The following is a 9,456-nucleotide window of genomic DNA, read 5'->3' as shown; positions in this document are numbered from 1 at the left end:
TTACATCGAAATGTTCTACAATCCAGTGCGCAAGCACGCTAGGAACGGAATGCTGTCACCCGTCAAGTTCGAGCGGCAGCAGATTTTGAAAACAGAAGGCGTCTAGAAAACTAGGGGCTATTCAGACATAGTCGCCTGTATGCGTGTCAACGATTGGCTGATATTCAAGGAACAGCTGGTCATTGTTCAAGGCATCGCGCAAGTCTGCCTCAATTCTCGCGTTCATTTGCGCAATATGGTTCATCTTGGGCGAGAAAAAGCAAAAGCAATTCCGGCCTGATGATTTTGCCTCATACATTGCAAGGTCAGCGAGGCGGAGAAGCTCGGCAGGAGAGGAGCCATCTTCTGGGATTAGGGCAACACCAATACTGGCGCTGATAAGCTGCTCAACACCGCCGATAGTATAAGGCTCACCAATTATAGCGAGCAACCGCGTGCAGATGGCTGATATGCTGCCAGCGTCATCCAGATTTTGCAGCACGATGGCAAATTCGTCGCCACCGATGCGCGCAGCAAAGCCGTCACTATCCACAACAGCCATAATGCGCTCGGCAACCTGCCGCAGAAGGACATCGCCTGTTTGGTGGCCCCGTGTATCGTTGATGACCTTGAACCGGTCGAGATCCAGCAACAACATTGCCGCGCCGCGCTTGCTGGAAATGCTGTTGTCAATGGCCGTGCCCAGCCATTGCGTCAACAATGTGCGGTTAGGCAAGCCTGTGAGGATATCATGAAGCGCAAGATGCGTGCGATGTTGCTCGGCAAATTTGCGCGCGGTGATATCCAAACCTGTCGTTAAGACGCCGATTGCTTGATTGTCCTGGTTCAACAAAGGTGATTTGTTGCACTGAAAGATCAGTTCGACACCCTTGCTGACAAATTTTTCTTCGAAATTCGGGATCGTCACGCCCGTATCCAGAATGACATTGTTCAGTTCCATCGTGCAGAGCGACCGACAGTCAACCAGACTTTTCGCGCACAAAATGCGTCCAAAAATTGCACATTGGCAAGGTTGCAAAAATATTGTGCGGCGCTTAGCGATAGCACATGCACAATATGCCACATTATGAAGACCAATATCTGTCGCTGATGCGCCGCATCTGGGAAAATGGCACAGTTCAGCGCGATCGGACGGGCGTTGGGACGAAGGCGCTGTTCGGTGCTACCATGCGTTTTTCGCTCGCCGATGATGCGATTCCGTTGCTGACAACAAAGCGGGTTTATTGGAAGACGGCCGCGCGCGAAATGCTATGGTTCCTGACGGGAAACACGAATATCCGGCCATTGCTGGAACAAAAGGTCAAGATATGGACCGATTGGCCGCTGGACCGCCATCGTCGCGAAACGGGCATCGCCATTTCGCAAGATGATTTTGAACAACGCATCATACAGGATGCCGGTTTCGCCGAAAAATGGGGCGACCTTGGCCCTGTTTACGGGGCGCAATGGGTGAATTGGCCATGTTACGAAGCCGCAGAGAACGGACTATTCCGCCGGGCGGAAAAGGGCATTGATCAGGTCAGCCTGTTGGTCGAAAGCCTGAAAAAGAATCCAGGTTCGCGCCGACATATCATCGAAGGCTGGAATGTTGCGGAACTGGATCAAATGGCACTCCCACCATGCCATAAAACCTACCAATTTCATGTCGCAGATGGCGTTTTGAGTTGCATCTTGTTCCAACGCTCATGCGATTTGGGGCTTGGCTTTGCCTTTAATGCGTTTTCGGCGGCATTGCTGACGCGCATGCTCGCGGCGGTATGTGGATATCAAGCGGGTGAACTGATTTGGCAGGGCGGCGATGTGCATTTATATCTCAACCATGCGCCATTGGTCGAAGAGCAATTGTCGCGGACTGCTTCTGGCGCGCCTAAGTTACATCTGCTGCGCACACCGGACAGCATTTTCGACTTCCGCATAGAAGATTTTGAAGTCGTCGATTACCATCCGCAGGCCCATATTTCCGCGCCCGTCGCGGTATAAGTTCTATTTAGGTCAGCTATGTTGACCTAAAGTCATGTTTGAAATATTATAACAAGCATGGATAATAAACTGCCTGAGTCGTTCAGGTGGTTTTGGGCGGAGATGGACATGGTGCAATCTACGAAAGACAATCTCGCGCCGCTGCATCTGCACATTCCCGAACCCAAATTCCGTCCGGGTGATGTCGCCGACTTTAGCGATATCATTGTGCCAGCGGTCGATGCCCATCCGCGCCCCGACGAACATGTGATGCCGGCCGATATTCATCCTCTGGCCTATGGCCTTGTCCGTGTGCTGGGCGATGACCATGCGGCAACGGGCAGTTGGAACCCCGGACTTGATGTCGCTACTCTACAGCTCATGTTGCGAAGAATGCTGCTTTTGCGTGCTTTTGATGATCGTATGTTTCGGGCACAGCGGCAGGGCAAAACGAGCTTCTACATGAAGTCCTTTGGCGAAGAGGCCACCTCGGTTGCAACGACAATGGCACTGCATTTTGATGACATGTGTTTTCCAAGCTATCGCCAGCAGGGCATATTGATTACCCGCGATTATCCGCTCGTTGATATGATGAACCAGATTTATTCCAACCGTGGCGACCGGCTGAAGGGCCGCCAATTGCCGATTATGTATTCGGCCAAGGACTATGGTTTTTTCAGCATATCGGGCAATCTGACCACGCAATATCCGCAGGCCGTGGGTTGGGCGATGGCATCTGCATCGCGCGGAGACACGCGTATTTCAGCGGCTTGGTGCGGTGACGGGTCAACGGCGGAGGGGGATTTTCATAACGCGCTGACCTTTGCTGCCGTCTACAACGCGCCCGTTGTTTTTCAGGTGGTGAACAACCAATGGGCGATTTCGTCCTTTTCCGGTTTTGCCGGAAGCGAGCGGACGACCTTTGCCGCGCGCGCGATTGGTTACGGCATCGCTGGTTTGCGCGTTGACGGCAATGACCCGCTGGCGGTTTACGCGGCGATGCAATGGGCGGCGAACCGCGCACGGACCAATGGCGGGCCAACGCTGATTGAATATTTCACGTATCGCGGCGAGGGGCATTCCACCTCGGACGACCCCGGCGCTTATCGGGCGGCAGAGGAATATGCGTTGTGGCCGTTGGGCGACCCCGTCACGCGGTTGAAGGACCACCTCATAACCATCGGCGCGTGGAGCGATGCACAGCATGAGGCGCTGCTTGTCGAACTCTCCGAATATGTGAAGGCTATTCAAAAAGAAGCCGAGCAAAACGGCATATTGGGCCATGGCTTGCATCATCCGTTCGAGACGATGTTCGAGGATGTGTTTGAAGAAATGCCGTGGCATTTGAAAGAGCAATGCGCGCAAATGTTAGAGGAACAAGAGGATAAATTTGGCCCTGATTGGGAGGCGCGTTGATGGTAGAGCCTGCCACAAAAACCATGAACATGATTGAGGCGATTAACAGCGCCTTGGATATCATGCTCGCCAAAGACCCAGACGTCGTCATCATGGGCGAGGATGTCGGCTATTTTGGCGGCGTGTTCCGCGCGACGGCAGGGCTGCAAGCCAAGCATGGCAAGACACGCGTGTTCGATACCCCTATTAGCGAATGCGGCATCATTGGTGTTGGCGTCGGCATGGCGGCTTATGGCCTTCGCCCCGTGCCGGAAATCCAATTTGCCGATTATATTTATCCCGGTCTTGACCAATTGGTCAGTGAGGCGGCGCGCTTGCGCTACCGTTCGGCCAATGATTTCATTTGCCCCATGACGGTGCGTTCCCCCTTTGGTGGCGGCATCTTTGGCGGCCAGACGCATAGCCAAAGCCCGGAAAGCATGTTCACCCATGTCTGCGGGATTAAGACCGTCATTCCGGCCACACCTTATGATGCCAAGGGCCTTTTGATTTCGGCCATTGAAGACAATGACCCTGTTGTCTTTTTCGAACCCAAGCGCATCTATAATGGCCCGTTCACAGGCTATTATGACCGCCCAGTTGAGCCATGGTCAAAGCATGAAGGCAGCGCGGTTCCGCAAGGCTATTATCGTATTGATCTGGGCAAGGCTGCGGTTGTGCGGGAAGGCGCGGCGGTGACCGTTTTGACCTATGGCACTATGGTCCATGTCGTGAAGGCTGTCGTGGCCGAACATGGTATCGATGCGGAAATCATAGATCTGCGGACATTGCTGCCGCTGGATATAGAAACCATCGAAGCATCTGTTAAGAAAACAGGTCGCTGCATGGTGGTGCATGAAGCGACGCGAACAAGCGGGTTTGGCGCGGAACTGGCCGCGCAGGTGCAAGAGCGTTGCTTCTATCATCTTGAGGCACCGGTTGAACGCGTGACGGGCTTTGATACGCCATATCCCCACAGCCTTGAATGGGCCTATTTCCCAGGACCGGTGCGCCTTGCCCGCGCCTTTGACAAGATCATGAAGGACTGAAGCGATGCCGAAATTTACATTCAATCTGCCGGACATTGGTGAAGGCATTGCAGAGGCTGAAATCGTCGCTTGGCACGTAAAGGTTGGCGATATTATTTCCGAAGATCAGCCTTTGGCCGACATGATGACTGACAAAGCGACGGTTGAAATGGAAAGCCCGGTTTCGGGCGTTGTCATTAAGGTTGCGGGCGACGTTGGCGATGTGATCGCTATTGGCGCGATGCTTGTGGAAATTGAGGTCGCTGGCGATGCCAGCATCGAGACTGTAGCGGCAGCGGCAACAAAAGAGCCGATTATGGCTGTGGTCGAGGATGAAAATCCGCACGCGCCGGATACTGTCGCTACGGCAGAAGTTCCCCTGCCACCCGTCACCCCAACAGCAAAGCAACCTGCCATGGGCGCCGTCGACAAGGTCACGGCATCGCCCGCCGTTCGCCAGCGCGCCAAAGACCTTGGGGTCGATTTGGCGGACGTGAAGGCAGCGGGTGGGCATGTCCGTCATGCCGATCTTGACGCGTTTTTAACTTATGGAACACAGCTGGGCTATCGCCCTGCGCACATTCAAGCGCGGCGCGCGGATGAGACTATCAAAGTCATCGGAATGCGCCGCCGGATTGCCGACAATATGGCAGCGTCGAAACGGCACATCCCCCATTTCACGTATATCGAGGAAATTGACGTGACCGCCATCGAAGCGATGCGCGCGGATTTAAACGCCAATCGCGGTTCAAAGCCAAAGCTGACGATGTTGCCGATGCTGATTGTCGCCATTTGCAAGACCATCCCGAAATTCCCCATGATGAACGCACGGTTCGATGATGAAGCAGGGGTCGTCACCCGTCATGGCGCCGTGCATTTGGGTATGGCGACGCAGACCGATGCTGGCCTGATGGTGCCTGTTATCCGCGATGCGCAGGACCGCAATATCTGGCAATTGGCGATCGAAATTGCGCGGCTTGCCGAGGCGGCGCGCAATGGCTCGGCGACAAGCGAAGAGCTATCGGGTTCAACGCTGACACTCACATCGCTTGGCCCGCTCGGTGGGATTGCGACAACGCCCGTTATCAATCGTCCAGAAGTGGCGATTATTGGCCCGAACAAAATTGTCGAGCGCCCCATGTTTGTTGGCGACACTATCGAAGCTCGCAAGTTGATGAACCTGTCGATCAGCTGCGACCACCGCGTCGTCGATGGTTGGGATGCCGCTAATTATGTTCAGGCGCTTAAAAAACTGATTGAGACGCCCGTTCTGTTATTCGCCGATTAGGCCGTGAACACATAAATATCACCTTCGCGGCACGAACATTCGGCGGCATACGCAGTGAAAGTCAACATGGCTCTAACAGGTTGCAGGCGGCTCTGTGCGGCGCCTAGAGGCTTAGGAGCAATATTTGGCTCTGCTCCCCACCAACCCCTGTATGTGCGCTCTAACGGCCTTCTAAGAAGCGTTTAGGCGAGATTATTAGGGCATTGTTTTATGAGGTGATCCAAAATGGTAAAAGATGATGTCGGCGAATATGCCCTTTTATGACAAATGGCGTTGACAGAATCTTACGCCGCTTATAGTGCGCCCACACCGCAAGTTAGCGGGTGTAGCTCAGTTGGTTAGAGCGCCGGCCTGTCACGCCGGAGGTCGCGGGTTCGAGCCCCGTCACTCGCGCCACTTTCTTCAAGTTTTTAGGCTTGAGGTGGTGCGCGAAACGATCCCGTTTCCATCCAGATCATCAGCGGGCGCATCGGCGCTATCCAGATGGTACCTGCAACAAGATAGATAATGCTCTGGATCGCGATGTTCTGCGCCCCGATAAAATCGGATGCGCTGACGATGATCCCCGACCAGATCAAGATAATCAGCAATATCACCAGCATTCCGGCAGGTTTCCGCCAAGTGGGTTGTTTAAGTGGTGTCGTCATAAAGTCATCCATGATTTTTCAGTGAGTATTGCATCAAGCGGCATATCCCAAATGTCCGATGCGAGCACAGGCGCATGTTGAACGGACCATGCAAGGCCAATGGCGACGGCGTGGTCTAGCAAGCTCAAGGCGCGGTCATAATGCCCTGCGCCCTGTCCAAGCCGCATCAACCGGTCATCAAAGGCCACTAAGGGCGCTAGAACGATGTCTGGCGTGCATAACGGGGCATCTTCGGCAGGTTGCTGCAATCCAAAGGGGCCGGGCACCAGATCATCACCGGGTGTCCAGCGCAGGAAACGCATCGGTGCGGTTTTGCTCGTGACGTGGGGAAGGGCGATGTCGCAACCCATTTTATGCGCCTGGGTCAACAATGCAGCAGGATCTACCTCAGATCCCATGGCGATGTAACCGGCTACAATTTTGCCGGGCAAAAGATATTGCGCCAAAGGGCTTGGAATTTTGGAGAAGGCCAGCCCATAATCCTGCGGCGACAGGGAGCTTACAAACCGGTCACGCTTATCGCGGAATTCCATCCGCTGCGACTGCTTGTCAAAATCTGGTTGCACTATTTTTCCTGAAAAATGTTGGCGGAACCACCATGGGTCGTTTCCCGGAATATCCTCTGACGCCAGGACGTCAGGTGGGCACCGTGTGATCTGGACCTTAAGGTTTCCCAAACGGCCCAGGCAGGGACAGCTCCCTTAGATAGATAATCGCCTCAGGGATGTTCTCATCAGTTCGTGCCGGACAGTTCCGCCATTACCCAATATAAGCTACTTAGGTTAATTCTCAAGCCTTAGCGCCAGATTTTCCAGTCGGGTCGCAAGCCCCTCTAATATATCGGCAGATTGAACCATTGCGGCCGAGGGTTGCGCAGTATCGGCGCGCGCTGCGCCACCTGTGTCATGCAGTCTGTCGGCGAGCATCAGCGCAGAAAACAGCAGCCCGCGCGTTTCTGTCAGGCCACGTGCGCCGCCAGCCACTTTTTGGGCAGTGGCGTCCACCATTGCGCCGAGTTCCAGCAGGCGCTGCTCTTCTCCGGCGTTACACGCGACGAAATAGTCGCGACCAGCGATAGATAATTTAACGTCGGGCATCAGCGTGCATCCGCCAAAATCTTGTCCAAATCGCGAATAGCAATCAGCGTTTCGGATTTCAGCTTCTCATGCCGTTCGGCAAGGTCATTATCGCCAAGTGTTGCAGGCGCGATTGCCGATTTTTCAATGCGGGTCAGGGCGCGCTCTATACGGCCGATTGCCACAATAAATCGTTGGTCTATCATGGGTTAGTTTCCTTTGCTGAGGAAGCTTAGCAGAGACTATCTTCAATGCAAATGTGTGAACGTGATGATAAGCACAAATTCATGGGGAAAAGCACATCCGCTCACTTGACGCTAGGCGCTCGCATCCGCAAAGGGTTTCCACCAACGATTCGGCGGTGCGGCACAAATAAATATGCTCCGCCAGCCGCTCCCGCCCGGGAGTAACCAGTGGGGAAAAGATCATGACTGTCAGTGACCAGCAAATGGCCAATGCAATTCGGGCACTGGCTATGGACGCTGTGCAGGCTGCAAATAGCGGCCATCCGGGCATGCCGATGGGTATGGCTGATGTCGCAACGGTACTTTACTCCAAATTTCTGAAATTCGACCCAAAGGCGCCCGATTGGGCCGACCGCGACCGTTTTGTTTTGTCCGCTGGCCATGGGTCGATGTTCGCTTATGCGACCTTATATCTAACCGGTTATGCAGGCCCGACCATCGACGATATTCGTAATTTCCGTCAATTGGGAAGCCCATGTGCGGGGCATCCTGAAAACTTCCTGATCGACGGTATTGAATGCACTACCGGCCCATTGGGGCAAGGCCTAGCAATGGCCGTCGGCATGGCCATGGCGGAGCGCCATTTGAATGCGCGCTTTGGCGATGATCTGGTAAATCACCGGACTTGGGTTGTTGCAGGTGACGGCTGCCTGATGGAGGGCATTAACCACGAGGCCGTTGGTCTTGCCGGGCATCTTGGGCTGGGACACTTGATTGTATTCTGGGACGATAACCGTATCACCATCGATGGTTCGACCGACCTTTCCACCAGCGAAGACATTGCAGGACGGTATCTGGCCAGTGGCTGGCATGTGGAAAGCTGCGATGGTCATGACTTCAATGACATCGAACGCGCAATTAAGGCTGCGTTGGCGGATAACCGGCCCTCCTTAATTGCTTGCCGGACTTTAATCGGCAAGGGGGCACCCAATAAAGAAGGCACGAAGGCGCCACATGGCAGCCCGCTTGGTGCAGATGAAATCATTGCGACGCGCGCTGCCCTTGATTGGCCATATCCTGCATTTGAAATACCCGAGGATATTCTTGGGGCATGGCGTGCAACGGGCGAGGCAGGGGCAGTCATGCATGCGGAGTGGAAATCTAGGCTCGCCGCATCGCCCAAGAACAGCGCGTTCACGGCAGCCATGGCGAGCGAACCAAATAATGCATGGCTGAAGCCGCATCTCGATAGCTTGATTGCCGAACCGCAAAAGATTGCGACGCGCAAGGCATCCGAAATTGCGCTGACGGCGGCCACCGCAGCGATATCGGAACTGCTGGGTGGATCTGCGGATTTGACTGGTTCCAACTTTACCCGCACGGCGTCCACCAACACATTGTATAAAAACGACTATTTGGGTCGCTATGTCAATTATGGTATTCGCGAATTTGGTATGGCTGCAGCGATGAACGGTATGGCGCTACATGGTGGCATCATTCCTTATGGCGGTACATTTCTGATCTTCTCGGATTATTGCCGTGCCGCTATCCGCTTGTCTGCATTGCAAGAAACACGCGTTATCTACGTCATGACGCACGACTCCATCGGCGTTGGCGAAGACGGCCCGACGCATCAACCTATTGAACAGATTATGTCGATGCGGCTCATCCCCAATTTGGATGTGTATCGGCCCTGTGACACGATTGAGACCGCCGAATGTTGGGCCTTGGCGATTGAAAGTGCATCCACTCCTTCGGTGCTGGCGCTATCGCGGCAAAATCTCCCGCAACTGCGCACGGACATTAGCGAAAATTTCTCCGCCAAGGGTGCATATAGGCTGCGTGCCGCAACCGCCGCGCGCAAAGTCATCCTTGTTG

Annotated in this window: 10 protein-coding genes and 1 tRNA gene; 6 read left to right on the top strand and 5 right to left on the bottom strand. The window is 54.2% G+C overall.

The genetic code is table 11. From position 1 onward, the window contains the following. Positions 1–121 precede the first annotated feature (121 nt). The gene (locus tag ACILP3_RS10090; protein WP_395616507.1) at positions 122–940 is read right to left on the bottom strand and encodes a diguanylate cyclase domain-containing protein; all 819 of its coding nucleotides are present in this window, start codon (positions 938–940) and stop codon (positions 122–124) included. 107 nt (positions 941–1,047) lie between these two features. Between ACILP3_RS10090 and thyA the strand changes: the two genes are divergently transcribed. The 5 genes from thyA to ACILP3_RS10065 all read left to right on the top strand — a co-directional run bounded on the left by thyA (position 1,048) and on the right by ACILP3_RS10065 (position 6,066). Then, positions 1,048–1,980 carry a thymidylate synthase gene (gene thyA / locus ACILP3_RS10085; RefSeq protein ID WP_395616506.1) on the top strand — a complete coding sequence of 311 codons (933 nt, stop codon included), beginning with the start codon at positions 1,048–1,050 and terminating at the stop codon, positions 1,978–1,980. Positions 1,981–2,088: 108 nt separating this feature from the next. Continuing rightward, complete coding sequence (locus tag ACILP3_RS10080) at positions 2,089–3,375, top strand: thiamine pyrophosphate-dependent enzyme (protein ID WP_395616505.1); 1,287 nt, start codon at positions 2,089–2,091, stop codon at positions 3,373–3,375. Between the two features lie 23 nt (positions 3,376–3,398). Continuing rightward, entirely contained in the window at positions 3,399–4,403 is a 1,005-nt protein-coding gene (locus ACILP3_RS10075) for an alpha-ketoacid dehydrogenase subunit beta (protein WP_395616504.1), read from the top strand. Positions 4,404–4,407: 4 nt separating this feature from the next. Then, entirely contained in the window at positions 4,408–5,670 is a 1,263-nt protein-coding gene (locus tag ACILP3_RS10070) for a dihydrolipoamide acetyltransferase family protein (RefSeq protein WP_395616503.1), read from the top strand. Positions 5,671–5,989: 319 nt separating this feature from the next. Next, a tRNA-Asp gene (locus tag ACILP3_RS10065) sits at positions 5,990–6,066 on the top strand. A gap of 14 nt (positions 6,067–6,080) precedes the next feature. On the opposite strand, the gene ACILP3_RS10060 is transcribed toward ACILP3_RS10065, so the two are convergent. The 4 genes from ACILP3_RS10060 to ACILP3_RS10045 form a co-directional block, all read right to left on the bottom strand. Beyond that, positions 6,081–6,317: a DUF2842 domain-containing protein gene (locus ACILP3_RS10060; protein WP_395616502.1), complete on the bottom strand. Its 237-nt coding sequence runs from the start codon at positions 6,315–6,317 to the stop codon at positions 6,081–6,083. Beyond that, complete coding sequence (locus ACILP3_RS10055) at positions 6,314–6,883, bottom strand: 5-formyltetrahydrofolate cyclo-ligase (RefSeq protein WP_395616501.1); 570 nt, start codon at positions 6,881–6,883, stop codon at positions 6,314–6,316. Before ACILP3_RS10055 ends, ACILP3_RS10060 begins: the two co-directional genes overlap by 4 nt. Positions 6,884–7,099: 216 nt before the next feature. Continuing rightward, positions 7,100–7,414: a cell division protein ZapA gene (locus tag ACILP3_RS10050; protein ID WP_395616500.1), complete on the bottom strand. Its 315-nt coding sequence runs from the start codon at positions 7,412–7,414 to the stop codon at positions 7,100–7,102. Continuing rightward, a complete protein-coding gene (locus ACILP3_RS10045; protein ID WP_395616499.1) occupies positions 7,414–7,599 on the bottom strand; it encodes a hypothetical protein in 186 nt (61 codons plus the stop codon). The genes ACILP3_RS10050 and ACILP3_RS10045 overlap by 1 nt, the downstream gene beginning before the upstream one ends. A gap of 221 nt (positions 7,600–7,820) precedes the next feature. On the opposite strand from ACILP3_RS10045, the gene tkt reads away from it, so the two are divergent. After that, positions 7,821–9,456, top strand: a 1,636-nt coding sequence (gene tkt / locus ACILP3_RS10040; RefSeq protein WP_395616498.1) for a transketolase, incomplete at its 3' end; no start/stop codon positions are given.

Source organism: Sphingorhabdus sp. (assembly GCF_044239665.1).
In the GTDB taxonomy this organism is placed as follows: domain Bacteria; phylum Pseudomonadota; class Alphaproteobacteria; order Sphingomonadales; family Sphingomonadaceae; genus Sphingorhabdus_B.
The sequence above is the reverse complement of the archived record's forward strand: the minus strand, read 5'-3'. Positions and strand labels throughout refer to the sequence as shown.

Coding starts and splice junctions, on each gene's coding strand:
- ACILP3_RS10090 (WP_395616507.1), bottom strand. CDS start 940: ATGGAACTGAACAATGTCATTCTGGATACGGGCGTGACGATCCCGAAT.
- thyA (WP_395616506.1), top strand. CDS start 1,048: ATGCACAATATGCCACATTATGAAGACCAATATCTGTCGCTGATGCGC.
- ACILP3_RS10080 (WP_395616505.1), top strand. CDS start 2,089: ATGGTGCAATCTACGAAAGACAATCTCGCGCCGCTGCATCTGCACATT.
- ACILP3_RS10075 (WP_395616504.1), top strand. CDS start 3,399: ATGAACATGATTGAGGCGATTAACAGCGCCTTGGATATCATGCTCGCC.
- ACILP3_RS10070 (WP_395616503.1), top strand. CDS start 4,408: ATGCCGAAATTTACATTCAATCTGCCGGACATTGGTGAAGGCATTGCA.
- ACILP3_RS10060 (WP_395616502.1), bottom strand. CDS start 6,317: ATGACGACACCACTTAAACAACCCACTTGGCGGAAACCTGCCGGAATG.
- ACILP3_RS10050 (WP_395616500.1), bottom strand. CDS start 7,414: ATGCCCGACGTTAAATTATCTATCGCTGGTCGCGACTATTTCGTCGCG.
- ACILP3_RS10045 (WP_395616499.1), bottom strand. CDS start 7,599: ATGATAGACCAACGATTTATTGTGGCAATCGGCCGTATAGAGCGCGCC.